Below are 24,084 nucleotides of genomic sequence, written 5' to 3'. Positions count from 1 at the left end.
GGTGCATCCGGTTTACTTGTCGCGGAAATCGCCGGGATCGAAGGTATAGCTGGTCGAGCAGAACTCGCAGGTGACGCTGATCTTGCCGTCCTCGATGCTTTCCTCGATCTCGTCGGCGGTGAAACCGTCCAGGATCGCGCCGATCTTCTCGCGCGTGCAGGAGCATTTGTCGTGGACCGCAGCCGGTTCGTAGACGATCGCGCCGTGCTCATGGAAAAGGCGGTAGAGCAGGCGCTCGGCGCCGACACTGGGGTCCCAGAGTTCCGTGGGCTCGATCGTGGCCAGCAGCGCTTCGGTCTCGCGCCAGGCATTGTCCACGGGCGCATGGCCGCTGCCGTCGTCGCCATCGCCCCCATGCAGGTCCGGCATGCGCATGCGCTCCGGGGCATCGGGCAGGAACTGCGCGACGATACCGCCGGCGCGCCACTGCGTGCGGTTGCCGGACAGGATCTGCTGGCCGGCAGCAAGGCGCACGGCTGTCGGGATCTGTTCGGACTGGCGGAAATATTTCTGCGCCACGACCTCGAGGCTGGACCCGTCCAGTTCCACGATGCCCTGGTAACGCTGCATGTGGACGCCCTGGTCGATGGTCAGCGCCAGGATGCCTGTCCCGAGCAGTTCCTCGGGCGCCGTGCGGCCGGCCGCGACCGCCTCGGCCAGCCTGTCCCCGTCATAGCGGGCATAGGCGCGCACGCCGTCGGGTGTGGTGAAGTCGGCAACCAGCATGTCGACGGGACCGTCGGACTGGGTCTGGAAGATGAACTTGCCGCTAAACTTCAGCGATGTGCCAAGCAGAACGGCCAGCGTGACCGCCTCGGCGAGCAGCAGGCTGACCTCCGGCGGATAGGCATGGCGGGCCAGGATGGAATCCAGTTCCGGCCCCAGCTGAACGATGCGCCCGCGCACATCGAGGGCCGAAACCTGAAACGGCACGACGGCATCGTCGCCGGCGTGTCCGATCTCGCCAAGCTCCTTGTCATTGTTCGTCACGGTCAGAGCCCCGCCGCAAAGCACCAGTTGATAATGGCCTTCTGCGCATGAAGGCGATTTTCCGCCTCGTCGAAGACAACCGAATGGGGGCCGTCGATGACATCGTCGGTCACTTCCTCGCCCCGGTGGGCGGGAAGGCAATGCATGAAGAGGGCATCGGGCCTGGCATGGGCCATGAGTTCGGCGTTCACCTGATAGGGCAGGAAGACGTTGTGGCCACGGGCGCGATGCTCCTGTCCCATGGAAACCCAGGTATCGGTGACGACGCAGTCGGCGCCGGTAACCGCCTCGACCGGATCGCGGGTGAGCGTGATGGTCCCGCCATTCTCGCGGGCCCAGTCGACGAAGGCCGGCGCGGGCTCGCTGCCCTCGGGATAGGCGATGGCCAGTTCGAACCGGAACCGCGCCGAGGCTTCCATCAGCGAATGGAGCACGTTGTTGCCGTCGCCCGTCCAGGCGAAGCGCTTGCCCGCCACGGGGCCGCGATGCTCCTCGAATGTCAGCAGGTCGGCCATGATCTGGCAGGGATGGGTGTCATCGGTCAGCCCGTTGATGACGGGCACGGTCGCCGCGTCGGCGAGTTCCAGCAGGCGGGAATGCTCGGTGGTGCGGATCATGATGGCATCGACATAGCGCGACAGCACGCGCGCGGTGTCGGCGATGGTCTCGGAGCGGCCAAGCTGCATCTCGGCGCCGGTCAGCATGATGGTTTCACCGCCAAGCTGGCGCATGCCGACATCGAAGGAGACGCGGGTGCGCGTCGACGGTTTCTCGAAGATCATGGCCATGACCTTGCCTTCCAGCGGGCGCGGACCATGACCGGCCTTGGTGGCGGCCTTGATCTCGCGGGCGCTATCGAGCAGGCCGCGCAATTCGGACGCGGTGACGGCGGAAAGGTCGAGGAAATGGCGCATGGTTCCGGCCATGGCTAGGCTCCATCCGTGTTTCTTGTCATTGGCTAAGCCGCCGAAAGGCTGGCGGCGGCCTCGCGCACCCGCTCGACGGCCTGGCGGATCTCGTCGTCTGAGGCGGTGAGCGGCGGCAGGAAGCGCAGCACGTTGTCGCCGGCGGGAACGGCCAGCAGCCTGGCCGTGCGCAGGGCGGCATTGACCGTTGCGTTCGGCATGACGCATTTCACGCCCAGCATCAGGCCCGATCCGCGCACTTCAGCCAGCACGTCGGGGAATTCGTCGACCACCGAGGCCAGGCCCTGCTTGAACAGCAGCGCCTTGCGCGACACCTCGTCAAGGAAGCCATCCTCCAGCACGACGTCGAGGACGGCGTTGGCGACCGCCATGGCGAGCGGGTTGCCGCCGAAGGTCGTGCCATGCGTTCCCGCGACCATGCCGGCGGCCGCCTCTTCGGTGGCAAGGCAGGCGCCGACGGGGAAGCCGCCGCCGATGCCCTTGGCGATGGCCATGATGTCCGGCGCCACGCCCGACCATTCATGGGCAAACAGCTTGCCGGTGCGCCCGACGCCGCTCTGCACCTCGTCGAGGATCAGCAGCGCGCCGTTGCTGTCGCACAATTCGCGCAGGTCGCGCATCGTCTCGCTGGACACCGGACGGATGCCGCCCTCGCCCTGGACGGGCTCGATGAGGATGGCGGCGGTCGTCTCGCCGATGGCCGCCAGCAGCGCCTCGCGGTCGCCGAACGGAACCTGGATGAAGCCCGGCGCCTTGGGGCCGAAGCCTTCGAGGTATTTCGCCTGGCCGCCGGCCGCGATGGTGGCCAGCGTGCGTCCGTGGAACGCGCCCTCGAAGGTGATGATGTCGATGCGCTCGGGATGGCCCTTCTGGTAATGATAACGCCGCGCCGTCTTGATCGCGCATTCCAGGGCCTCGGCGCCTGAATTGGTGAAGAAGACGCGGTCGGCGAAGGTATGCTCCGCCAGCCGATCGGCAAGCCGGCGCTGGCCCGGGATCTCGAACAGGTTGGAGGTGTGCCACAGCTTTCCGGCCTGTTCGGTGAGGGCTGCGACCAGGTGCGGATGGCAATGACCGAGCGAGTTCACCGCGATGCCGCCGGAGAAATCCAGGTATCGGTCGCCATCGTTCATGATGAGCCAACACCCCTCGCCGCGTTCCGGCGAAACCGGAATGCGCGCATAGGTATCGAACAAGGCGGAGCCGGGCATTGCTAGTCATCTCCAGAGCAGCCCCGGGCTGCCGGAACGCACCGGCACGGGGCAAGGACAATCAAAAAAGCCGCCTCTCCGGGCGGCTTGCTCGCACTATTCCCGTTTCAAGCCTTCAAGTCAATCTTTGCGGCCGCGGCAGGCGGCGAAACGGGCCCCAGGCAACCCCGCCAGGCCCATCTGTCGCATTTCGGACTCACCCCGGAAGCAAATTTGGGGAAAACGGCGAAAAGCCCGGCAGCCGGGGGGCCGGACTCTTGTCACCGAGTCACCGCGTATTGTAGTTATCGGTCAATCAGAGACTACATCTCGTGCGGCGAACCCAAAATGTTGAAAGACAGGGCGTCCGGTGATCCGGGCGAACGCCGGCGGATTCATTGAAATGCGGCGACCGGAGCAATGACGATGAACTGGACCGACGAGCGGGTTGAACTCCTCAAGAAACTTTGGGCCGAAGGCCTGAGCGCCAGCCAGATCGCGGCCCAGCTTGGCGGGGTGAGCCGCAACGCGGTGATCGGCAAGGTTCACCGGCTCAAGCTTTCGGGGCGCGGAAGGCCGGCGGCCAGCCCGCAACGGCAGAAGAAGGCGGCCCGGCCCGCCGCAGCCGCGCCCTCGAACGCAAAACCGGCGGCGCGCCCGGCCGGTCCCGCGCCGCGCATGGCGCCGATGACGTCGGGAGCCAACGCACTCCAAGCGGATTACGAGGAAGACGTGATCGCCGAACCGGTGCCGGTCGCGCGCAGCCAGGAAATCGTCGTGCCGATTTCACGCCACCTGGCACTCACGGAATTGACCGAGCGGACCTGCAAATGGCCCATCGGCGACCCGCTGGCCGAGGATTTCCATTTCTGCGGCCACGAGTCCGGCGAAAGCGGCCCCTACTGCAAGTATCACGCCCGGCTGGCTTTCCAGCCTGCTTCCGACCGGCGGCGCAACCGCTGAACCGGTGGCGGACGAGGCGCGTCCGGCGCCTCACTCCCTGACCATGACCTTGTGGCTGTCGTCGTCCTTGGGCCGATCCGCTTCGAGCTGGCGTCCGGTCGCGATGTAATAGACGGTTTCGGCCACATTCGTCGCGTGATCGCCGATGCGCTCGATATTCTTGGCGCAGAACAGCAGATGCGTGCAGGGCGAGATATTGCGCGGATCTTCCATCATGTAGGTCAGAAGCTCGCGAAAGAGCGACGTATACATGCTGTCGATGGCCTCGTCGCGGTCGCGCATGTCGGGAATGCGCTCGACCGAGCGTGTGGCATAGGCATCGAGGACATCCTTCAACTGTCCAAGCGCGAGATCGGCCAGGGATTCCAGTCCGCGGTAGAAACTGCGCGGCTGGCTTTCGCGGCTGATCACGGCGATCCGCTTTGCGATACTCTTGCCCAGGTCGCCCACCCGCTCGAGGTCGGCGGCGATGCGCATGGCGCCGACCACTTCGCGCAGGTCCTGGGCCATCGGCTGGCGCAGGGCGATGATCCGCACAGCCTTGTCATCGATCTCACGCTGGAGGCGGTCCAGCACGATGTCGCGCGCGCGGATGTCCCCGGCGAGGCTTTCGTCGGACCGGACCAGGGCCGAAACGGCGTCATAGACCATGGACTCCGCCATGCCGCCCATCTGCGCGATGCGGTCAGCCAGCATGTGAAGATCGGCGTCAAAGCCGCGCACGGTGTGATTTGATTCCGCCATTTCCGGTTCCTTGTCCTCCCAGGCGGCGCGTCGACGTGGGCGCCGGTCCGTTTGCATAACCGGCTAACATAGATTGCCGGCGTTGTCGTGTCCCGCCGTGCATTCATTCATCGCGGAAAAACCCCGGCACATCGCGCGGCAATGCTGTCACGCCCACTCATGCCGACGGCAGGACCACCGTGAATGTCGACCCCTCGCCGGGGACGGATTCGACCTTCAACTGGCCGCCATGGCGGGCGACGATGTGCTTGACGATGGCAAGCCCCAGCCCGGTTCCCTTGCGCATCCGGCTTTCATCGGCATCGACACGGTAGAAGCGTTCCGTTATGCGCGGCAAGTGCTCCCTGGCGATGCCCCTGCCATAGTCGCGCACCGATACCGCAACGGCAGGCATTCCATCAACACGGGCCGGGCTCGCCGTCACATCGATGCGGCCGCCGGCGTTGCCGTACTTGCAGGCGTTTGCCAGAAGGTTCTCGAAGACCTGGAACAACTCGTCCTCCTCGCCCGGGACCACCCTGGGCGCCTCGTCCCATTCGCTGCGGATCGCCACACCGCTTTCGCTTGCCAGATGCGCCATCGAGCCGATCAGGCGCTCGATGAGCGCGGTCAGGTCGACCGGCTTGCGGCCGCGCAAGACTGGCTTCATTTCAAGACGCGACAATGACAGCAGGTCGTCGATCAGGCGCGCCATGCGCCCGGTCTGCTCCTGCATGATGCCAAGAAAACGCTCTCGCGCCTTCGGATCGTCCTTGGCCGGGCCACGCAGAGTCTCGATGAACCCGGAAACCGAGGCGAGCGGCGTGCGCAGTTCGTGGCTGGCATTGGCGATGAAATCGGACCGCATCCGCTCCATGCGCCAGACCTCGGTTCGGTCGGAGAACGTGGCCAGGAAGGTTTCCGGCGTGCCGCCCAGCGGGCTCACCGTGACGCGGAAGCGGCGTTCAAGGGGCAGCCGTTCGACATAATCGGCCGATTGCGGCCTGGCATCGCGGATCACGCTGTCGACCAGGTCGATCATCTCCGCACTCCGAAAACGGAGCCGGAACGATGCGCCCTGGCGCAATTCGCCGAACATCTCGCGGGCCGGCTGGTTGGCGAAGATCACCTCCGCGCTGCTCCCGAAGACAACCAGCGGGTCGGGCATGGCATCGGCAAACCGGCGCACGGCGCCGTCGCCCGCCGTCTGGAGGGCGGCCGCCGGACGCGCCTCGCCCCGCCCGCGCCCGGCGATCCGGACAACCTGCAAGACCGCGACAAGCAGCAGGAACACGACGCCCGTCCATGCAAGTCCCCCGCCGAAAAGGGCCAGGCCAAGGGACGCCAACCCCGCAAGGGCCAGAACAGTCAGGGCGCGTCCGGGATCTTCAGGCGCTCGCATGGTTTCCTTTCCGGCCAGGCGCCCGCATGGCGCCCGTGTTCAGCCCCGGTTCCCTTCGATGGCGGTTTGGGGCAATGATCAGCTTCCTTGTTTTGTTTGAATGAAGGTTTGATGACAATGGGAAAGCGTCTCAGCCATGCCGGCGATACCGAACTGAAACCTGTCTCCATCGAGGTGGACGGCCATCAGCGGGTGTTCGACATCGGCGATCCGGACCTGCCGGACTGGATCAGCGACAACGTCATGACGGCGGGCGGCTACCCCTATGACGACAAGCTGAACCGCAAGGATTACGACCGGACGCTTGAAACGCTTCAGGAGGAACTGGTGAAGCTGCAGACCTGGCTGCAGAAATCCGGCCACCGCGTGATCATCCTCTTCGAGGGTCGGGACGCGGCAGGCAAGGGCGGGTCGATCGCTGCATTCCGCCAGTTCCTCAATCCCCGCCACACGCGCAATGTCGCGCTTTCCAAGCCGACGGAGACGGAGCGCCAGCAATGGTACTTCCAGCGCTATGTCGCCCATTTCCCGACGGCCGGCGAAATCGTGACGTTCGACCGCTCATGGTACAACCGCGCGGTGGTGGAGCCGGTAATGGGGTTCTGCACGACGGCGGAGTATCTGAAATTCCTGGACGACGTGCCTGATTTCGAGCGCATGATCTCAGAGGAAGGCATCCACCTGTTCAAGTTCTGGCTGAACATCGGCCAGGAAACGCAGCTCAAGCGCTTCCATGACCGGGTGCACAGCCGCCTGAAATACTGGAAATTCTCGCCCATCGACATTGCCGGAATCTCCAAGTGGGATGCCTATACCCGGCATCGGGACGCCATGCTGGAGAAAACCCACACGGATCACGCGCCATGGACCGTCGTGCGCGCCAACGACAAGCGGCGCCTGCGCATCGAGATCATCCGTCATGTCCTGCGGTCGATCGATTTTCCGGAGCGCGACGAGGAACGGATCGGCGAGCCCGACGCGGCCATCATCTGTTCCGGCGCGGACTTCCTGGAGCGGGACGGCGCGGACTGAGCGAGGCGGGCCGGTGCGGCGTCTTGTTCCAGCGGTGCGGCGCGCGGACCAGTTCCAGAAGGGCGCGCCAGGCAGCCCATGACTGCATGAGCCAATAGAGCGGCAGGCCGAGCGGCCACCATGACAGCCGCCGGCGTTCCGGCGGCGACATCGCCTTCCATCCCAGCGCGAAATGCACCGCATAGGCGCAGAGCATGAGGCCCAGGTCCAGGCACCAGAGGATGAAGGCGGGACCGGACGGGGTATCCAGAACGCCGGCCAGATGGAGCAGGACCGTCAGGTGAAACAGCGGATGCACCAGCGCGCAGAAGACGATCCCCAGCAGGAAAACCTGGATGACGAGGAGATCCGCCAGACCGCATTCCGCGGCCAGACTGCGGGGATGGCGGGTGTGGACCAGCCAGCACTGCATCCAGCCCTTCAGCCAGCGCGTGCGCTGCCCCAGCCAGTCGGACAGGGTATCGGGTGCATCCTCGAGGGTCGGCCTCTCGATCATTGCAGCGCGATAGCCGCTGCGCACAAGCCGGACGCCGAGGTCGGCATCCTCCGTCACGTTGTAAGGGTCCCAGGCGAGCACTTCTTCAAGGATGTCGCGGCGGAAATGATTGGAGGTGCCGCCCAGCGGCAGGAAGAGCCTGCTGCGGGCCAGCCTTGGCAAAAGCCCGCGAAACAGGGCGGCGTAATCGAGGGCGAACATGGATGTCAGCCAGGAATGCGGAGCGTTGCGGATGAACAGCGGCGCCTGGACGCAGGCCAGATTCCCGTCCCCCATGCTGAATGCCTGCCAGGCCTCCAGCAATTGCTCGGGATGCGGCCGGTCCTCCGCATCGTAAAGCACAACGAGATCGCCGCGCGTAATCCTGAGGGCATAGGCAAGCGCATTCGGCTTGGTGCGCGGTCCGCCCGGCGGAACCACGATGACCTCCACCGTGGGGGCCAGGGGGTGATCCCGTATGGCCGCGATCGTGCCATGGTCGTCGGCTTCGCAAGCGATGGCGATATGCAGTTTTGATCGCGGCCAGCGCAACTGGTTGAGATTGACGAGCAGTTCGCCAATCACCGCCTCTTCGCGGTAGGCAGCCACCAGAACGCAATAGGCCGGCAGGGCATCGGCCCGGACGGGCCGGAGGGCCGCAGGCCGCCGCGTCCCGGCTGAGGGTACCGCCAATGCGCGCAGCAGGAGACAGGCGAGGAAGAAGAGACTTGCCGCCGCGTGCACGGCGGCCAGGGTCAGTTGCGGGACCGCAAAAAGACCGGCGGGTATGGCGACCAGAAGGGCGCCCGCGGCGAAGCTCTGCCAACCGTTCGCGACAAGCCGCGCCGACAGGTCCGGCCGCGCCGCGAACAACCGGTCCGTGCTTTCGGCCCGGATCGCCCGCCCGTGGCGCAGCAAGAGCGCCTCGCGAAGGCGGGAGGGCGCAACGACCGTCGCCTGCTGCCCGGACCCCGCCGCACCTTTCAATGACGCCCTCAGGGCCGAAAGATCGGTGACATCGGGCGACAACAGGGTCTCGGGCGGCGCGCCATCGCATGCATACAAGACAGCCTGATGCGACTGCGCAGAAGACATGCCGGGGGCAGTCCGAAGCGTCCCGATCAGCCTGCCGGGATCGATCGTGTCGCGAAACGCCAGGCCGAGTTCGCTCGCCACCGCCCTGAAATAGCGCGTTTCGTCGAAGCCCGGCGAGGCCAGCAATTCACGCTGGACCGTTGTGCCATTGAGGGCAGCCCGGCGCATGAGCGCCACTGTTTCGCGCGGCGCGACGCCGGCGCGCGCCAGGATGCGGACAAGCCGGACAGTTTCGGGGTGATGGATCGTTCTGGCCGAAGCGGAGGCGGGAACCTGCATCGGCGGAGCGGTCAGATGACCGGCGCGAACAGGCGCATGAGCCTTTCAAGGCGTCCGGGCTTGCGCTTCTCGCCCTGGCCTTCCAGGCCGGCGTCCTGCCAGATTCCGCCGGAGGAAGGATCGCCGCCTTTCCCGCGCCCCACATCCACATGATCTTCCGGCCTTTCCGGACCAGGCTTAAGCCGGAATCTGGTTTCCGACCCGCTTCCCTTGTTCGCATTCCTTCGCAAGGCCGCCCCCTGACACTTGCCGGGAACATAGGCGCCCTGAACGGGAAGGATATGGCGCGATCACGTAATGTAGCCCTGCCGGATCGCCTCGGCGACGGCCTGGGTCCGGTTGGCGGCGCCGAGTTTCGTCTTTGCGCTGAGAAGGTGCTTTTCCGACGTATGTTCGGAGATCCCGAGGATGCGGGAAATCTCCCACTCGCTCTTGCCCGCCGCCGCCCAGCGGATGCATTCGGCCTCGCGCCGTGTCAGGCGCCCGGCCCGTTCGCCCGTGAAACCGCGGGACAGATGCAGCGCGCGCTCTATCGCATAGGTTGAAACGAGAGACACCATCCCGAAATGCGCGGGCGGAAGGTCCATGTGCTCGCCGCCGAGCGACAGCAATGCCAGCGTGCCGTCCGTCGTGACGAGCGGTATGGACATGCCCCGGCGCATGCCGAACTCGCCGGCCTCCGCCATGACCCGGTCCGCGGCCTTGTTGCCGCGCGTCACGCGGGCCGCATCGTCCCAGGTGAATGGCTGCATGTTGTGCTTGGCAAAGTGCACCACGGGATCGGCCGCGACATAGTTGCAGCCGATATACCGCTCTATCCATTCCGCGGACCAGCCGCCGAGCAGGATGTGTTCGCGCCTGATCTCGGGCTCGGCCGCCGGGTCCTGCTGGGATCCGATGATCATGCGGTCGAGCCCGAAGCGGCCCGTCATGGCCAGCAAGCGGTTGCAGACCTCCTGGGCCGAATTCGCCCGGTTGATCTGGCTGATATGCTCCAGCGTCTCATCGAAAAGCTGACGACTTGTCATTCCGCCCCCACTGATTGCATTCCTGTATCCGCACACACGCGCATTAGACCAAGGTGCGATGCGCGTTTCCATAGATCAGTGGTTGCAAGAAGAACGCGATCATGACCGGTCGCAAGCCGGCCTGCGCCGTGCTATGGAACGCGGCGGGCGCGGTTGCTCGCGCAGCAGCCGCATTTCCAAAGGCAGGCAGGAGACGCGTCCCGTGGCGCCATACGGCACATCATCGCTGGTCCGCTTGGCCGCTGCGCTCGCCATGGCCGTCGTCATGCAGGCGCCCGTGGCGCAGGCTGCAAGCCGCTTCCCGGTGCTCTGGGACAGCGGCGAACGCCTGCCGGCGGTGAGCCTTGCCGAGACGAGCCGGCTGCGCTTCCTGGTCATGACCGATTTTCCACCGTTCAGCTTCCTCGATTCCAATGGCCGGCTGACAGGTTTTCATGTGGACCTGGCGCAGGCCATCTGCCGGGAACTGGATCTGCTCGACAAATGCCAGATCCAGGGCCTGCCATGGGAAGAACTGCCGGGCGCCTTGCGGTCCGACCAGGGCGATGCCGTGCTCAGCGGCCTGCCGGACGATGCCGGCATGCAGGGCATCGCGCTGACGCGCGCCTATTTCCCCCTTCCCGCGCGCTTCGCGACCCGCCGCCAGGCCAGCCTTGAGGAACCGCTCTCACAGGCACTCGCGGAAAAGCGGGTGGGGGTCATGGGCGGCTCAAGGCATGAGCAGATGCTGCGCGCATGGTTCCCCGAGGCGCAGGCGGTGGTCTATTCGCGCGAAAGCTGGATGCTGCAGGATCTCAAGGATGGCAAGACGGACGCCGTCTTCGCCGACGGCATGCGCCTGTCCTTCTGGCTGGGCGGCACCAATGCCGATGCCTGCTGCATGTTTTCCGGCGGCGCCTATTACGCCCCGGAACTGCTCGGGGCGGGCCACCGCATCGCCGTCGATGCACGCCAGGAAAAACTGGCGCCGGCGCTGGAGCAGGCGTTGAAACAACTGTCTGCCAAGGGCGTGATGAACGAGCTTTACCTACGCTATTTCCCGGTCGGCTTCTTCTGACCGCGCGGCGGCGCCGACATGGTATCCGGACCGCCGGAAGGGCAGCAAGAGCGACCAGGGCAGGCTGGCGGTGGCGGGCCCGCGAAACTCGTCGAGCCCGATGGTCATGCCGTCATGACCGGCCCGGGGCTGGTCGCGATAGGTGCCGAAAAGCCTGTCCCAGACGGGAAGGTTGAAACCGTAGTTCGAATCGGTCTCCGGCTGCCATGACGAATGGTGCACGCGATGCATGTCGGGTGTGACCAGAAACAGCCGCAGCACACGGTCGAGCTTCAGCGGCAGGCGGGCATTGGCGTGGTTGAACATGGCGGTCGCGTTGAGCACGATCTCGAAGACGAGAACCGCGACCACGGGCGGGCCCAGCAGCACGACGATCGCCGCCTTCCAGACCATGGAGACGAGAATCTCGGCCGGGTGGAAACGCAGCGCCGTGGTCAGGTCGAAGCCGGTGTCAGCATGGTGCATGCGGTGGAACCGCCACAAGAGCGGGATCTTGTGGCTGGCCCAATGCTCCAGCCAGACGGCGAAATCGAGGATGACGAAGGCAAGGATGCCGGCGACCAGCGGCGGCACGCCCAGCGCGGGGAACAGGCCCCAGCCCCTCGATTCCGCCCAGAGCGCGGTGCCCACGGCAGCGGCAGGGAAAACGAGCCGCAGCAGGATCGTCGAAAGCACCGCCATGGACAGGTTGGTGAACCAGCGCCTGCCCTTCCAGGCCCCCGCCATTTCCGGGCGCGCCAGGCGCGGCGACCAGAGTTCGAACAGCGCCATCACCGCGAAGACGGAGGCGAAGGCGCCGAAGCGGATGACGGGCTCGGGAAGCGACTGAAGCATGGTGTTTCACCCTCGATGTCCGGTGCCTTCTGCCATGGGAAATCCGGCGCGCACGGGCAAGTCACGTTCGGGTGAGGCGCGGCGCGTTCACTCCGCGGTACGGAACCGCGCCTGGGCGCCGCGCTCGATGGCCGCAACGGTCAGCTTGTCGAGGCCGAGGCGGTCACGCAGCATCTGCAGGAAGCGCAGCTCCTCCTGCTCGACATGCAGGTCGGCCGCGGCCACCTCGACCGCCAGGGCATAGGCGGTGTCGCGCAGGCGATGCGGCACCGATTCCGACACGATGTCGAAGATCCGGTCCAGACCGTCATCGGCCTGAAGCAGTTCCCGGCACACCCGCGTCGCCGAAATCAGCCGGTCCTCACCGTAGCCGCGGAAGACCGGCAGCGTCTCGATGACATTGCCGATGCGCCGCATCTCCTCGTCGGACATGGATCGGTCCACCGCGGACATCACCACCATGACGTAAACCAGCGCATCCTGTGTCGCGAGCAGGCTCATCTTCAACTCCAGATCAATCCCGTTGGCCGCATAGGTATGGTGTGGCGCGGGCAGACGCAAGCAAATTAAGGGGTCCGCCGATTGACCCCCGCCCGGCACTTGAATATCAGGGTCCGCGCATCGTCGCGCATAGCATCGCACCGCAACCGGAGCGCCACCATCCCATGACCGCGTCCTCGAACATCCTGTCCGGCCTGACCCCGGCCCTCACAGACGCTGCGCAGAGCAGCAAGGCATGGCCTTTCGAGGAAGCACGCAAGATCATCAAACGCCACGAGAAGACCGGCTTTCCCGCCGAGATCCTGTTCGAAACGGGATACGGCCCGTCCGGCCTGCCGCATATCGGCACCTTCGGAGAGGTGGCGCGCACGACCATGGTGCGCAACGCATTCCGCGTGCTGACGGGCGACAAGGTGCCGACGCGCCTGCTGTGTTTCTCCGACGACATGGACGGCATGCGCAAGATCCCGGACAATGTCCCGGACCGCAAGGCGCTGGAGCCCTATCTGCACATGCCGCTGACCGTGGTGCCAAATCCCTTCGGCGGCGACTATCCGAGCTTCGGCCATCACAACAACGCCATGCTGCGGCGTTTCCTCGACACGTTCGGCTTCGACTACGAATTTGCCAGCGCGACCGAGTACTACAAGTCCGGCAGGTTCGACGACATCCTGCTGCGCGTCGCGGAACGCTACGACGCCATCATGGACATCATGCTGCCGACGCTGGGCGAGGAGCGGCGCGCGACCTATTCCCCCTTCCTGCCGATCTCGCCCAAGACCGGCCGGGTGCTCTACGTGCCGATGAAGGCGGTGGACGCGGACAACGGCACCATCACCTATGTCGACGACGAGGGGGACGAGATCACGCAGCGGGTCACCGGCGGGCAGGTGAAACTGCAGTGGAAGCCCGATTTCGGGGCCCGCTGGGCAGCGCTCAACGTCGATTTCGAGATGTTCGGCAAGGATCACGGGCCGAACATGATGGTCTACGATTCCATCTGCAAGGCGCTGGGCGGGCGGCCGCCGGAGCATTTCGTCTACGAACTGTTCCTCGACGACAAGGGCGAGAAGATATCCAAGTCCAAGGGCAACGGCCTGACCATCGACGAGTGGCTGGCCTATGCGCCGACGGAAAGCCTGGCGCTCTACATGTTCCAGAAGCCGCGCACGGCCAAGCGGCTCTACTTCGACGTGATCCCGCGCGCGGTGGACGAGTATTTCACCTTCCTGTCGGCCTATGAGCGGCAGGATACGGCCAACCGGCTTGCCAACCCGGTCTGGCACATCCACGGCGGCAACCCGCCGGCCGGTGACATGCCGGTCAGCTTCGCCATGCTGCTCAATCTCGTGAGCGCCTCCAACGCCCACGACAAAAACGTGCTGTGGGGCTTCATCTCGCGCTATGCCCCCGGCGTGACCGCGCAGACGCATCCCAAGCTCGACGAGCTGGTCGGCTACGCGATCCGCTACTTCGACGATTTCGTGCTGCCGGCCAAGACGTTCCGGGCGCCCGACGACGTGGAGCGCGCGGCGCTCGAGGCACTCGAAGCCTCGCTCGGCGCCCTGCCTGCCGATGCCGATGGCGCGGCGATCCAGGATGCGGCGCTGGACGTGGCGCGCGGCATCGAGCGCTACCAGGACCACAAGAAGACCAGCCCGGATGGCGGGCCGGGCGTCTCGGTCGCCTTTTTCCAGATGATCTACGAGGTGCTGCTCGGCCAGGAGCGGGGCCCGCGCTTCGGCTCGTTCACGGCGCTCTACGGAATCGCGGAAATGCGGGCGCTGATCCGGAAGGCGCTGAGCGGCGAACTCGCCTGAGCCTTTCGCCTATTCCTTCGACAGGAGCAGGCGGCTCTGCTTGCCGAGCGTGTCGGACAGCTTTCCGGCCATGCCGGCGAGAAGGGCGGGCAGCATGAGCTGGATCGTCATGTCCGTTTCGCTCACATCCACGGTGCCGGTCACGGTCTGGCCGAAGGCGCCGGCGGAAAAGTGCAACTGCTCTTCGCGCCATTCCTTGTCGAGGCGAACACCCATGCCGATGGCTTTCTCCACCTGGTCGAAACGGTCGCGCACACGTTCGAGTGCCTTTTCCCGGCCCAGTTCGTGAGAGACGGTGATGGTGACGGGTTTGGCCATGTCGGCTCCTGTTTGCTGTCAGGCATCTTCAGCCCGCATATGGGCCTCAGCGCCCGCCTTGTGAAGACGCTGGCAGCGGATTGACCGCCTTGAAGGCATACAATCCCCTGCCCTTTTCGCGCGCCTCGGCAAGGCGCGCTTCAAGGCCGGGACCGTTCACTTCCAAGGCCCAGCCGTTCCGCGCCATCCATGCCGCCATGTCGTCACCGGCCAGCGCGCAGGACGTGGTGATGACGGCCGGGTTGGGCTTCTCCGGTGCGCGGCAGGAAATGGCACGCGCGCGGATCCATTGGCGCAACGCCGTTCGCGCCATCATGCCGCAGGGCTGGTCCTGGCCGTCGCCGTCGCGGCAGGTGGTCTCCAGCGGCGGCGTCTCGATGCCGTCGAGACGCAGGCGGTGGCCCTCCGCCTCCAGCAGATTGGCCTCCAGCGCCACCGGACGGTGAAGCAGGCGCTCCTGCCAGCCGGTGGTACCGGACGGATCGGGCGGCGGCGCGGGTACTGCCGGGGCGGCAAGGGGACTGAGCGGCGGACGCGGCGCGACACGTTCGTAGCCCGGCAGCGCGGCGGCTGTCTCTCCCGCCTCGGGACGGCCGTCCTGCCGCGGGGCCATGGCCGGCGTCTGACGTTCCGATTGCGGCGCAAGCTTCACGGTCGTTCCGGCCGGGTCGCGGGGCCAGAACTCCATGGCAGCCAGCAGCGCGGCCAGGAGTAATAGCGGCAGGGCCAGCCAGCGCAGCCGCATGAAACCGCCTACTGGCTCGCCCAGAGGATGCGGGCCATCCAGTCCACATCGCCTTGATCGAGCACACGGGGAGGATGGTCCGGATTGAGGGAAGCCAGTTCCAGTTCCGTGCGGCCCTGGCGGGCCAGCACCTTGGCCATCACCTCGCCGCCGCGCGTGCGCACGACCACGCGGTCGCCCTTTCGGCATTGCGCGCCCGGCTGCACGATCAGGCGGTCGCCGTCACGGTAGACCGGAAGCATGGAATCGCCCTGCACTTCCAGCGCGTAGACGCCCTCGCCCGGCTGGACGGGGAAATCCACGATGTCGAGGCCCTGCCCCGCCGGAAAGCCCGCATCATCGAAGAAGCCGCCGGCACCGGCCTGGGCGACGCCAAGCAGCGGCACGCGCGCCGGCGCGCCATAGCCGCCTGCCGGACCGGCGTCGAGGAGCTTCATGAACTCGCCGAGCGACGTTCCGGTGGCCGAGAGGATCTTGGCGATCGATTCGGTGGAAGGCCAGCGCGGACGTCCGTCGCCGGACAGGCGCTTTGAGCGGTTGAAGGCCGTGGAATCAAGCCCCGCCCGGCGCGCCAGTCCGGAGGCCGACAGGCCGTGGCGTTCGGCAAGGGCATCGATGGCCGCCCAGACGCCGGAATGGGAAAGCATGGGTCCAGCCTTTCCGCTCGAAGGAATATTTACCTTAAGGGTGCAGGCGCAGGCCTGTCCAGAGCGCTGTCAGGCCATGTCGGCGAAAAACGGTCCGCGCCCGGTCGCCAGCGCGTGTTCGAGGTACTCCACCCGGTCCTGCCCCCAGAAGACCTCGCCATTGAGCACATAGGTCGGGCTTCCCAGCGCGCCGGCCGCGATTGCCGCTTCGGTATTGGCATCGACAAGCGCGCTGACCGCTTCGCTGCGCGCCCTGGCGATGATGCCGGCGGCATCGAAACCGGCTCGTTCCAGCCGTTCGGCCAGCACCGCGTCGTCGGCGACGTCCACCTCGTCCACCCAGACGGCGCGATAGAGGCTGTCGAGATAGGCGAAGGCATCCGCCCCGTCGTCCACCAGCGCCGCGACCGTGGCGTCAGCCAGCGCGGGATCGGTGGGGAAATGCGCCGGTTTCAGGTTGACCGGCAGGTCCCGCATGGCGGCGATCCGCTGCAGTTCCAGCATGCGGTAGCGCTGGCGCGGAACCGGGCGCTGGGCAAGCGGCACCGCGCCGGAGCTCTGGAACACCGTGCCCAGCCGGAACGGACGCAGGTTCAGCACCGCACCGTGACGGCGGGCCACCGCGCCGATGGCCTGATGGCCGAAATAGCTGAAAGGCGAGATGCAGGTGAAGTAATAATCGATATGTGCGGTCATGGGATCGCCTCGCTTCGCCGGTTTCCGGCGCTCCGGTCAACAGCTTAGGACATGACAGGAAAAAAGACAGGCCCCTGCCGCGGTCAGTTGCCCGGCGCGGCCTGCCTGGCAAAGGCGCGGATATTGGCATGCGAAGCCATGAAGGCCCGCTCGGCAGCGGTCGGCGGACGCGGCCGGTCCTCGTAGCCCAGCGCCTCGACCACTTCGCCTGCGCGGATGAAATGGCGATTGGCGAAATCGTAGATGCCGGCCGTCGTCATGACCACGGCAGCCGTGGTGCCATCCTCCAGCAGGAAGCGGTGCCGGCCGATGATCTGGCTTTCCTCCCAGGTCTCGATGGTGGAGACCACATCGAAACGCTTCCAGAGCCGGATCTCGCGCACATAGACGGCCTGCACGCCGCCCATGAGCGGGCCCCAGTTGCGCGATCGGGTGAGCTTGAGAAGCCCGGAACGGAAGAAGATGTCGAGCCGGCCGCAATCGGCCAGCATCATGTAGCGGGCATTGTTGAGATGCAGGTTCGGGTCGATATCCGTCGGCAGGCAACGGAAGGTGAGCCGGCTTTCGTCACCGGCCCGGAAGGGACCGCGGCGGCGGTAGGTCGCCGCGATCCGGATCATGCGGGCCCATACATACATGGGATCGGAGCCCTTCCGGCCTCAGGCGGCCTGCCTCTCTTCCGCCTTCGCGCCGTAACGCTCGTAGAAGGTCTCGTCCTTTTCGGCCATCTCGACGAGGCCCTTCGGCGCCTTGAACTGCTTGCCGTATTTCTTCTGCAGCTTCTTCGCCAGGTCGACGAATTCGGCCACGCCCATGCCGTCGATATAGGACAGCGCGCCGCCGGTGTAGGGCGCGAAGCCGAAGGCCAGGATGGAGCCGACATCGGCCTCGCGCGGATCGGTGACGATGCCCTCTTCCATGACGCGGGCCGCTTCCAGCGCGATGGTGACGAGGAAGCGCTGCTTGAGTTCCTCCACATCCACCTTGTCCGGGTCCTGCTGCGGATAGAGATCCTTGAGGCCGGGCCACAGGTGCTTCTTGGCGGGCTTCGCCGGATAGTCGTAGAAGCCCTTGCCGTTCTTGCGGCCCAGACGGCCATGGGTGTCGACCAGGGTGTCGACCAGTTCGACATGGCGCATGTCGACGGCCTTCTCGCCCATGTCGCGGATGGTCTGCTTGAGGATCTTCTGCGACAGGTCGATGGCGGTCTCGTCGTTGAGCGCCAGCGGCCCGACCGGCATGCCGGCCATCTTGGCGGCATTCTCGATCATGGCCGGCGGCACGCCCTCGATGAGCATGTTGTATGCTTCCGACATGTAGCGCAGCACGCAACGGTTGACGTAGAAGCCGCGCGTGTCATTGACAACGATCGGCGTCTTCTTGATGGCGCGGACATAGTCGATGGCGGTTGCCAGGGCCTTGTCGCCGGTCTTCTTGCCCATGATGATTTCCACCAGCATCATCTTGTCGACGGGCGAGAAGAAGTGGATGCCGATGAAGTTCTTCGGACGCTTCGAGTTCTTCGCCAGTCCGGTGATCGGGATGGTGGAGGTGTTGGAGGCGAAAATGCCGGAGGACTTGAGCACGGCCTCGGCCTTCTCCGTTACGCCCTTCTTGACTTCCGAATCCTCGAACACCGCCTCGATGACGAGATCGGCGCCGTCCAGTTCAGCATAGTCCGGCGTGGCCGTGATCAGCGAGAGCAGCTTCTCCTTGTCCTCCGCCGTGGCGCGGCCCTTCTTGATGAGGCCGTCCATCAGGCTGGCGGAATGGGCCTTGCCCTTGTCGGCGGCTTCCTGGTCACGGTCGACCAGGACGACCGGGATCCCGGCCTTGGCGGTGACATAGGCGATGCCCGCGCCCATGAAGCCGGCGCCGAGGACGCCGACCTTTTTGAACTTCGTCGGCTTGACGCCTTCCGGCCGGCGCGCGCCCTTGTTGAGTTCCTGCAACGAGACGAAGAGCGAGCGGATCATCATGCCCGCCTCGGTGGTCTGCAGGATTTCGGCGAAATAGCGCTGCTCGATCCGCAGTGCCGTGTCGAAGGGCACCAGGAGCCCCTCATAGATGCACTTCAGGATGGCGGTCGCGGCCGGATAGTTGCCATAGGTCTGCTTGCGCAGATGGGCGATGGCCGGCGGGAAGAGATTGGCGCCGGCCGCCGAATAGACCGGTCCGCCGGGCAGCTTGAAGCCCTTCTTGTCCCAGGGCTGGACCGGCTCAAGGCCATCCCTTATCAGCTTCTTCGCCTCTTCGACGAGCTTCCTGCCCGGCACGACGGATGTCACCAGGCCCATCTTGACCGCCTTGGCAGGCGACAGGGTCTGGCCCGTCGTCATCATCTGCATGGCCGACTGGGTGTCGGTCAGGCGCGGCACGCGCTGGGTGCCGCCGGCGCCCGGAAAGATGCCGACCTTGACTTCCGGCAGGGCGATCTTCACCGCGTCGCTGTCAGCGACCACGCGGGCATGGCAGGCCAGCGACAGCTCGAACGCCCCGCCCATGCAGGTGCCGTTGATGGCGGACACCCATGGCTTGCCGCAGGTCTCCAGCTTGCGCCAGAGCCAGTTCATGCGTCCAGCCGCCGCGAAGACGAGTTCGGCGGCCTTGGCCGGATCCTTCGCCTTGGCGTCGCGGATCGTGTCGAAGATGCCGCGCAGCATGGTCAGGTCGGCACCGCCGGAGAAGCTGTCCTTCTTGCCGGAGGTGAAGACCGCGCCCTTGACCGCCTCGTCGGCGACCACCTGGTCGATGATGGCGTCGATCTCGTCCATCACCTCCTGGGTGAAAACGTTCATCGACTTGTCCGGCATGTCCCACGTGACAAGCGCGATGCCGTCGGCGTCCACGTCGACCGTGAAATTCCTGTATTCAGCCATTTTCTTTCTCTCTCTCCCGGTCAGACGCGTTCGATGATGGTGGCAGTGCCCATGCCCGCGCCGATGCACAGCGTGACAAGCGCGGTGTTCAGGTCGCGGCGTTCCAGTTCGTCCAGAACGGTGCCGAAAATCATGGCGCCGGTGGCGCCCAGCGGATGGCCCATCGCGATGGCGCCGCCATTCACGTTGATCCGGTCGTGGGGGATTTCGAAGGCCTGCATGTAGCGCAGCACGACGGAGGCAAAGGCCTCGTTGAGCTCGAACAGGTCGATGTCCGAGATCTTCATCTTTGCGCGCTTCAAGAGCTTTTCCGTCACGTCCACCGGGCCGGTCAGCATGATGGCCGGTTCGGAACCGATGTTGGTGAAGGCGCGGATGCGCGCGCGCGGCTTCAGCCCCATGGTCTTGCCGGCCTTCTTCGAGCCGAGCAGGACGGCTGCCGCGCCATCCACGATGCCCGACGAATTGCCGGCATGGTGAACGTAGTTGAGGCCCTCGATCTCGGGATAGCGCTGGACGGCGACGGCCTCGAAGCCGCCCATCTCGCCGGGCATGACGAAGGAGGGATTGAGGGACGCCAGGGACTGCATGTTGGTGCCCGGGCGCATGTGCTCGTCATGGTCCAGGATCGTCAGGCCGTTCTGGTCCTTGATCGGGATGACGGAGTTCCTGAACCAGCCCTGTTCCCAGGCGTGGGCGGCGCGCTTCTGGCTTTCCACGGCATAGGCGTCCACATCGTCGCGCGAGAAGCCGTGCTTGGTGGCGATCAGGTCCGCCGAGACGCCCTGGGGCATAAAGTAGGACGGCAGGCCGACCGAGGGGTCCATGAACCAGGCGCCGCCGGACATGCCCATGCCGACGCGCGACATGCTTTCCACGCCGCCGGCGATGACGATGTCATCGGCGCCCTGGGCGATCTTTGCCGCGCCGAAATTGATGGCGTCGAGGCCAGACGCGCAGAAACGCGAGATCTGCATGCCGGGCGCCTTGTTGTCGTAGCCGGCCTCGAAGGCGGAGGCGCGCGGAATGACCGACCCGGCCTCGCCGACCGGATCGACACAGCCGAAAATGATGTCGTCGACCGTGCCGGTGTCCAGCCCGTTGCGGTCGCGCACGGCTTCCAGCACCTTCGCGCCGAGGCGCACGGCCGGCACCTCGTGCAGGCTGCCGTCCTTCTTGCCGCGTCCGCGAGGCGTGCGCACGGCGTCATATACATATGCATCTGCCATGGGATGTCTCCTTCCTGTGCCGCAGATCAGAGGCTGCGGGCAATCAAAAGCTTCATGATTTCGTTGGTGCCGCCATAGATGCGCTGCACGCGGGCATCGCGGAACATGCGGGCAATGGGATATTCGTTCATGTAACCGTAGCCGCCATGCAGTTGCAGGCACTCGTCGATGATCTTGTTCTGCAGGTCGCTGAGCCAATACTTCGCCATGGAGGCGAGTTCCGCGGTCAGGCGGCCTTCCAGATGCTCGGCCACGCAGTGATTGTAGAAGGCGCGGCCGACGGTCGCCTCGGTCTTGGCCTCGGCCAGCTTGAACTGGGTGTTCTGGAATTCCAGCACGGCCTTGCCGAAGGCCTTGCGCTCCTTGACGTAGTCGATGGTCAGGGCCAGCGCGCGTTCAGTCATGGCAATGGCCGTCGCGCCGATCATCAGGCGCTCCTGCGGCAATTGCTGCATGAGCTGGACGAAGCCGTGGCCCTCTTCCGCGCCGAGCAGGTTGGAGGTGGGCACGCGAACGTCGTTGAAGAAGAGTTCCGACGTGTCGTTGGACTTCAGGCCGACCTTGTCGAGGTTGCGGCCGCGCTCGAAGCCCTCGACCTCGTCGGTTTCAACCACGATCAGCGACGTGCCCTTCGCACCGGCCGACGGGTCGGTCTTGGTGACGACGATGATCAGGTTGGCGTTCTGGCCGTTGGTGATGAAGGTCTTGGAGCCGTTGATGGCATAGTGGTTGCCATCGCGCCGGGCGGTGGTCTTGATGCCCTGCAGGTCGGAGCCGGCGGCCGGCTCCGTCATGGCGATGGCGCCGATCAGCTCGCCGGAGACCATGCGGGGGAGCCACTTGCGCTTCTGCTCCTCCGATCCGTAATGGACGATGTAGGGCGCGACGATGGAATTGTGCAGGCCGATGCCGAAGCCGTCGACGCCGACATGGCTGATGGCCTCGATGATGGCGGTCTCATGGGCATAGGTGCCGCCGGCGCCGCCATATTCCTCGGGCACGGCCGGACAGAGCAGGCCCGCCTCGCCGGCTTTCAGCCAATAGTCGCGGCCGACGATCTCGTTCTTCTCGAAGTCCTCGTAATGGGGCGCGATCTCGGCATCGAGCCATTTCGTCGCCATGTCCTTGAGCATGGAGACGTCCTCCGTCTCCCAGGACGGGCGGGTGACGCCCAGTATGTCGGCCGGGTTTGCAGCCATCGGTATCCTCCCGGATCTGCGGTTCCAGAAAACCGGAGCGGGCCGGTCTGACCGGCCCGTTCCCTTTCCTTCGAGACGAACTTAGAACGCCTCGGCGGGCAATGCCATCATGGAATCGGCGCCCGCCTGGATGCGGGCCAGGCGCATCCCGGTCTCGGGCATGAGCCGCTCCATGAAGAACGTGGCGGTGACGAGCTTGGCGTCAAGGAATTCCTTCGAATCGCTGGCGCCGCTGTCGAGTTGCTCATGGGCGGCCTTGGCGGTCATCGCCCACATGTAGCCCAGCGCCACGAGGCCGAAGAGGTGCATGTAGTCGGTGGAGCCGGCGCCGGCATTGTCGGGCTTGGCCATGGCGTTCTGGACAAACCACATGGTGGCGGCCTGAAGGTCGTTGAGACCCTTCTTGAGTGCCTTGGTGAAGCCCTTCATGCGCTCGTCTTCGCGGTGAGCCTCGCAGAATTCGCCGACCTCCCGGAAGAAGGCCTGCACGGCGCGCCCGCCATTGGCCGGCAGCTTGCGGCCGACGAGGTCGAGCGCCTGGATGCCGTTGGCGCCCTCGTAGATCATGGCGATGCGGGCATCGCGCACGAACTGGCTCATGCCCCATTCCTCGATGTAGCCGTGGCCGCCATACATCTGCTGGGCGTTGACCGCGTTCTCGAAGCCCTTGTCGGTCAGCACGCCCTTGATGATCGGGGTGAGCAGGCCCATGACATCGTCGGCCTCCTGGCGCTCCTTCTCGTCGCCGGAACGGTGGGCGACGTCGGACTTCAGCGCGCTCCACAGGATGAAGGCACGGCCGCCCTCGTTGAAGGCCCTGATGGTCATCAGCGTGCGGCGGACATCCGGATGGACGATGATCGGATCGGCCTTCTTGTCGGGCGCCTTCGGTCCGGTCAGCGCGCGGCCCTGGATGCGCTCGCGGGCATAGGCGACGGCGTTCTGGTAGGCGATCTCGGAGACCGAGAGGCCCTGCAGGCCGACGCCGAGACGGGCCTCGTTCATCATCGTGAACATGGCCTTCAGGCCCTTGTGCGCCTCGCCGATGAGATAGCCGGTGGCATCGTCATAGTTCATGACGCAGGTGGCGTTGCCGTGAATGCCCATCTTCTCCTCGATGGAGCCGCAAGACACGCCGTTGCGGGCGCCCGGATTGCCATCGGCATCGAGCACGAACTTGGGCACGATGAACAGCGAGATGCCCTTGACGCCTTCCGGCGCGCCCTCAATGCGGGCGAGCACGAGATGGATGATGTTCTCCGACAGGTCATGCTCGCCGGCGGAGATGAAGATCTTCTGGCCGGAAATGCGGTAGCTGCCATCCTCCTGCGGCACGGCCTTGGTGCGCAACAGGCCGAGGTCGGTTCCGCAATGGGGCTCGGTCAGGTTCATCGTGCCGGTCCACACACCCTCGGCCATCTTCGGGATGTAGGCGTGCTTCTGCTCATCCGTGCCATGCGCAAGGATGGCCGCCATGGCACCCTGGGTGAGGCCCGGATACATCATGAAGGCCATATTGGCCGACGACATGTACTCGCCGACCGCGGTATGCAGCGTATAGGGCAGGTTCTGGCCGCCGAACTCCTCCGGCAGGGCAAGGCCCATCCAGCCGCCGGCGCGATATTCCTCGTAGGCGTCCCTGAACCCTTCCGGCGTCGTGACCGAACCGTCGTCTTGGCGGGTGCAGCCCTGCTGGTCGCCCACCTGGTTGAGCGGGAACATCACGTTCTCGGCCAGCTTGGCACCTTCTTCCAGAATGGCCTCGACGACATCGAGCGAGGCGTCGGAAAAGCCGGGCAGGTTGCTGAAGCGTTCGTAACCGAGCACGTCCCTGAGGACGAAAAGCGTATCCTTCACCGGCGCGGAATAGGTCGGCATGGGTTCCTCCAATGAGATGATCCGGGCACAGCGCCGTCTTTTCCGGCGTGTCCATTTCGTCCGCAAGAATATTGACGTTTACGCAAACGTCAATAGCGATCGGGCCGTTTCAGTTTGGCATGTGCGTCAAAGATCGGGCACACCTTGATACCGTTCATGAAAAAGCCCCTCGCGCCGG

The 24,084-nt window shown here is 65.5% G+C and carries 23 protein-coding genes; 4 read left to right on the top strand and 19 right to left on the bottom strand.

Going from position 1 to position 24,084, the window contains the following annotated elements:
• Positions 1 to 12: 12 nt before the first annotated feature.
• From ACLB6G_RS14120 to ACLB6G_RS14110, 3 genes are read right to left on the bottom strand one after another with little or no spacing between them, the layout of a single operon-like run.
• Positions 13 to 990, bottom strand: coding sequence for an Hsp33 family molecular chaperone (locus ACLB6G_RS14120; protein ID WP_410356841.1), 978 nt, complete (start codon positions 988 to 990; stop codon positions 13 to 15).
• 2 nt (positions 991 to 992) lie between these two features.
• On the bottom strand, positions 993 to 1,916 hold the full coding sequence (gene argF / locus ACLB6G_RS14115) for an ornithine carbamoyltransferase (protein ID WP_410356840.1): 924 nt from the start codon (positions 1,914 to 1,916) through the stop codon (positions 993 to 995).
• A gap of 32 nt (positions 1,917 to 1,948) precedes the next feature.
• Positions 1,949 to 3,127: an aspartate aminotransferase family protein gene (locus tag ACLB6G_RS14110; protein ID WP_410356839.1), complete on the bottom strand. Its 1,179-nt coding sequence runs from the start codon at positions 3,125 to 3,127 to the stop codon at positions 1,949 to 1,951.
• Between the two features lie 405 nt (positions 3,128 to 3,532).
• On the opposite strand from ACLB6G_RS14110, the gene ACLB6G_RS14105 reads away from it, so the two are divergent.
• Positions 3,533 to 4,069 carry a GcrA family cell cycle regulator gene (locus tag ACLB6G_RS14105; RefSeq protein ID WP_410356838.1) on the top strand — a complete coding sequence of 179 codons (537 nt, stop codon included), beginning with the start codon at positions 3,533 to 3,535 and terminating at the stop codon, positions 4,067 to 4,069.
• A 30-nt stretch (positions 4,070 to 4,099) separates the two neighbouring features.
• On the opposite strand, the gene phoU is transcribed toward ACLB6G_RS14105, so the two are convergent.
• Together phoU and ACLB6G_RS14095 are read right to left on the bottom strand one after the other, a co-directional pair.
• A complete protein-coding gene (gene phoU, locus ACLB6G_RS14100) occupies positions 4,100 to 4,813 on the bottom strand; it encodes a phosphate signaling complex protein PhoU (protein WP_410356837.1) in 714 nt (237 codons plus the stop codon).
• Between the two features lie 157 nt (positions 4,814 to 4,970).
• Positions 4,971 to 6,194 (bottom strand): ATP-binding protein, encoded by a 1,224-nt coding sequence (locus tag ACLB6G_RS14095; RefSeq protein WP_410356836.1) that lies wholly within the window; start codon positions 6,192 to 6,194, stop codon positions 4,971 to 4,973.
• Positions 6,195 to 6,311: 117 nt separating this feature from the next.
• Between ACLB6G_RS14095 and ppk2 the strand changes: the two genes are divergently transcribed.
• The gene (gene ppk2 / locus ACLB6G_RS14090) at positions 6,312 to 7,226 is read left to right on the top strand and encodes a polyphosphate kinase 2 (protein WP_410357151.1); all 915 of its coding nucleotides are present in this window, start codon (positions 6,312 to 6,314) and stop codon (positions 7,224 to 7,226) included.
• Here the strand turns inward: ppk2 and ACLB6G_RS14085 are convergent.
• The 3 genes from ACLB6G_RS14085 to ACLB6G_RS14075 all read right to left on the bottom strand — a co-directional run bounded on the left by ACLB6G_RS14085 (position 7,180) and on the right by ACLB6G_RS14075 (position 10,103).
• Positions 7,180 to 9,075, bottom strand: coding sequence for a glycosyltransferase (locus ACLB6G_RS14085; RefSeq protein ID WP_410356835.1), 1,896 nt, complete (start codon positions 9,073 to 9,075; stop codon positions 7,180 to 7,182). The genes ppk2 and ACLB6G_RS14085 overlap by 47 nt on opposite strands.
• Before the next feature lie 11 nt (positions 9,076 to 9,086).
• On the bottom strand, positions 9,087 to 9,224 hold the full coding sequence (locus ACLB6G_RS14080; protein ID WP_410356834.1) for a hypothetical protein: 138 nt from the start codon (positions 9,222 to 9,224) through the stop codon (positions 9,087 to 9,089).
• 141 nt (positions 9,225 to 9,365) lie between these two features.
• Positions 9,366 to 10,103 carry a helix-turn-helix transcriptional regulator gene (locus ACLB6G_RS14075; protein WP_410356833.1) on the bottom strand — a complete coding sequence of 246 codons (738 nt, stop codon included), beginning with the start codon at positions 10,101 to 10,103 and terminating at the stop codon, positions 9,366 to 9,368.
• Positions 10,104 to 10,305: 202 nt separating this feature from the next.
• On the opposite strand from ACLB6G_RS14075, the gene ACLB6G_RS14070 reads away from it, so the two are divergent.
• Entirely contained in the window at positions 10,306 to 11,160 is an 855-nt protein-coding gene (locus ACLB6G_RS14070; protein WP_410356832.1) for a transporter substrate-binding domain-containing protein, read from the top strand.
• On the opposite strand, the gene ACLB6G_RS14065 is transcribed toward ACLB6G_RS14070, so the two are convergent.
• Together ACLB6G_RS14065 and ACLB6G_RS14060 are read right to left on the bottom strand one after the other, a co-directional pair.
• Positions 11,131 to 11,994: a sterol desaturase family protein gene (locus ACLB6G_RS14065; RefSeq protein ID WP_410356831.1), complete on the bottom strand. Its 864-nt coding sequence runs from the start codon at positions 11,992 to 11,994 to the stop codon at positions 11,131 to 11,133. The two genes, ACLB6G_RS14070 and ACLB6G_RS14065, sit on opposite strands and share 30 nt — an antisense overlap.
• Before the next feature lie 87 nt (positions 11,995 to 12,081).
• The gene (locus tag ACLB6G_RS14060; RefSeq protein ID WP_410356830.1) at positions 12,082 to 12,495 is read right to left on the bottom strand and encodes a tellurite resistance TerB family protein; all 414 of its coding nucleotides are present in this window, start codon (positions 12,493 to 12,495) and stop codon (positions 12,082 to 12,084) included.
• A 164-nt stretch (positions 12,496 to 12,659) separates the two neighbouring features.
• On the opposite strand from ACLB6G_RS14060, the gene ACLB6G_RS14055 reads away from it, so the two are divergent.
• Complete coding sequence (locus tag ACLB6G_RS14055; protein WP_410356829.1) at positions 12,660 to 14,315, top strand: lysine--tRNA ligase; 1,656 nt, start codon at positions 12,660 to 12,662, stop codon at positions 14,313 to 14,315.
• A gap of 9 nt (positions 14,316 to 14,324) precedes the next feature.
• Here the strand turns inward: ACLB6G_RS14055 and ACLB6G_RS14050 are convergent, their stop codons facing one another.
• The 9 genes from ACLB6G_RS14050 to ACLB6G_RS14010 form a co-directional block, all read right to left on the bottom strand.
• On the bottom strand, positions 14,325 to 14,633 hold the full coding sequence (locus ACLB6G_RS14050; RefSeq protein ID WP_410356828.1) for a polyhydroxyalkanoic acid system family protein: 309 nt from the start codon (positions 14,631 to 14,633) through the stop codon (positions 14,325 to 14,327).
• A 46-nt stretch (positions 14,634 to 14,679) separates the two neighbouring features.
• Entirely contained in the window at positions 14,680 to 15,378 is a 699-nt protein-coding gene (locus ACLB6G_RS14045) for a thermonuclease family protein (protein ID WP_410356827.1), read from the bottom strand.
• An 8-nt stretch (positions 15,379 to 15,386) separates the two neighbouring features.
• Complete coding sequence (locus ACLB6G_RS14040) at positions 15,387 to 16,025, bottom strand: S24 family peptidase (RefSeq protein WP_410356826.1); 639 nt, start codon at positions 16,023 to 16,025, stop codon at positions 15,387 to 15,389.
• 69 nt (positions 16,026 to 16,094) lie between these two features.
• Positions 16,095 to 16,721 (bottom strand): 2-hydroxychromene-2-carboxylate isomerase, encoded by a 627-nt coding sequence (locus ACLB6G_RS14035; RefSeq protein WP_410356825.1) that lies wholly within the window; start codon positions 16,719 to 16,721, stop codon positions 16,095 to 16,097.
• A gap of 83 nt (positions 16,722 to 16,804) precedes the next feature.
• On the bottom strand, positions 16,805 to 17,359 hold the full coding sequence (locus ACLB6G_RS14030; protein ID WP_410356824.1) for a thioesterase family protein: 555 nt from the start codon (positions 17,357 to 17,359) through the stop codon (positions 16,805 to 16,807).
• 21 nt (positions 17,360 to 17,380) lie between these two features.
• A complete protein-coding gene (locus tag ACLB6G_RS14025; RefSeq protein ID WP_410356823.1) occupies positions 17,381 to 19,600 on the bottom strand; it encodes a 3-hydroxyacyl-CoA dehydrogenase NAD-binding domain-containing protein in 2,220 nt (739 codons plus the stop codon).
• 20 nt (positions 19,601 to 19,620) lie between these two features.
• Positions 19,621 to 20,829: an acetyl-CoA C-acetyltransferase gene (locus ACLB6G_RS14020; RefSeq protein WP_410356822.1), complete on the bottom strand. Its 1,209-nt coding sequence runs from the start codon at positions 20,827 to 20,829 to the stop codon at positions 19,621 to 19,623.
• A gap of 26 nt (positions 20,830 to 20,855) precedes the next feature.
• Positions 20,856 to 22,028 (bottom strand): acyl-CoA dehydrogenase family protein, encoded by a 1,173-nt coding sequence (locus ACLB6G_RS14015; protein WP_410356821.1) that lies wholly within the window; start codon positions 22,026 to 22,028, stop codon positions 20,856 to 20,858.
• An 81-nt stretch (positions 22,029 to 22,109) separates the two neighbouring features.
• On the bottom strand, positions 22,110 to 23,906 hold the full coding sequence (locus ACLB6G_RS14010; protein WP_410356820.1) for an acyl-CoA dehydrogenase C-terminal domain-containing protein: 1,797 nt from the start codon (positions 23,904 to 23,906) through the stop codon (positions 22,110 to 22,112).
• Positions 23,907 to 24,084 lie beyond the last annotated feature (178 nt).

Source organism: Zhengella sedimenti, assembly GCF_046506625.1.
Lineage (GTDB): Bacteria > Pseudomonadota > Alphaproteobacteria > Rhizobiales > Rhizobiaceae > Zhengella > Zhengella sedimenti.
Note: the sequence above shows the minus strand (reverse complement) of the source record. Positions and strands in the feature narration are given on the sequence as shown.

Bases quoted from the DNA above. Each gene is read 5' to 3' on its own strand.
- ACLB6G_RS14020 (WP_410356822.1), bottom strand. From the start codon at position 20,829: ATGGCAGATGCATATGTATATGACGCCGTGCGCACGCCTCGCGGACGC.
- ACLB6G_RS14075 (WP_410356833.1), bottom strand. From the start codon at position 10,103: ATGACAAGTCGTCAGCTTTTCGATGAGACGCTGGAGCATATCAGCCAG.
- ppk2 (WP_410357151.1), top strand. From the start codon at position 6,312: ATGGGAAAGCGTCTCAGCCATGCCGGCGATACCGAACTGAAACCTGTC.
- ACLB6G_RS14065 (WP_410356831.1), bottom strand. From the start codon at position 11,994: ATGCTTCAGTCGCTTCCCGAGCCCGTCATCCGCTTCGGCGCCTTCGCC.
- ACLB6G_RS14010 (WP_410356820.1), bottom strand. From the start codon at position 23,906: ATGCCGACCTATTCCGCGCCGGTGAAGGATACGCTTTTCGTCCTCAGG.
- ACLB6G_RS14095 (WP_410356836.1), bottom strand. From the start codon at position 6,194: ATGCGAGCGCCTGAAGATCCCGGACGCGCCCTGACTGTTCTGGCCCTT.
- ACLB6G_RS14085 (WP_410356835.1), bottom strand. From the start codon at position 9,075: ATGCAGGTTCCCGCCTCCGCTTCGGCCAGAACGATCCATCACCCCGAA.
- ACLB6G_RS14105 (WP_410356838.1), top strand. From the start codon at position 3,533: ATGAACTGGACCGACGAGCGGGTTGAACTCCTCAAGAAACTTTGGGCC.
- ACLB6G_RS14110 (WP_410356839.1), bottom strand. From the start codon at position 3,127: ATGCCCGGCTCCGCCTTGTTCGATACCTATGCGCGCATTCCGGTTTCG.
- ACLB6G_RS14055 (WP_410356829.1), top strand. From the start codon at position 12,660: ATGACCGCGTCCTCGAACATCCTGTCCGGCCTGACCCCGGCCCTCACA.
- ACLB6G_RS14045 (WP_410356827.1), bottom strand. From the start codon at position 15,378: ATGCGGCTGCGCTGGCTGGCCCTGCCGCTATTACTCCTGGCCGCGCTG.
- phoU (WP_410356837.1), bottom strand. From the start codon at position 4,813: ATGGCGGAATCAAATCACACCGTGCGCGGCTTTGACGCCGATCTTCAC.
- ACLB6G_RS14030 (WP_410356824.1), bottom strand. From the start codon at position 17,359: ATGTATGTATGGGCCCGCATGATCCGGATCGCGGCGACCTACCGCCGC.
- ACLB6G_RS14050 (WP_410356828.1), bottom strand. From the start codon at position 14,633: ATGGCCAAACCCGTCACCATCACCGTCTCTCACGAACTGGGCCGGGAA.
- ACLB6G_RS14015 (WP_410356821.1), bottom strand. From the start codon at position 22,028: ATGGCTGCAAACCCGGCCGACATACTGGGCGTCACCCGCCCGTCCTGG.
- ACLB6G_RS14025 (WP_410356823.1), bottom strand. From the start codon at position 19,600: ATGGCTGAATACAGGAATTTCACGGTCGACGTGGACGCCGACGGCATC.
- ACLB6G_RS14035 (WP_410356825.1), bottom strand. From the start codon at position 16,721: ATGACCGCACATATCGATTATTACTTCACCTGCATCTCGCCTTTCAGC.
- ACLB6G_RS14060 (WP_410356830.1), bottom strand. From the start codon at position 12,495: ATGAGCCTGCTCGCGACACAGGATGCGCTGGTTTACGTCATGGTGGTG.
- ACLB6G_RS14040 (WP_410356826.1), bottom strand. From the start codon at position 16,025: ATGCTTTCCCATTCCGGCGTCTGGGCGGCCATCGATGCCCTTGCCGAA.
- argF (WP_410356840.1), bottom strand. From the start codon at position 1,916: ATGGCCGGAACCATGCGCCATTTCCTCGACCTTTCCGCCGTCACCGCG.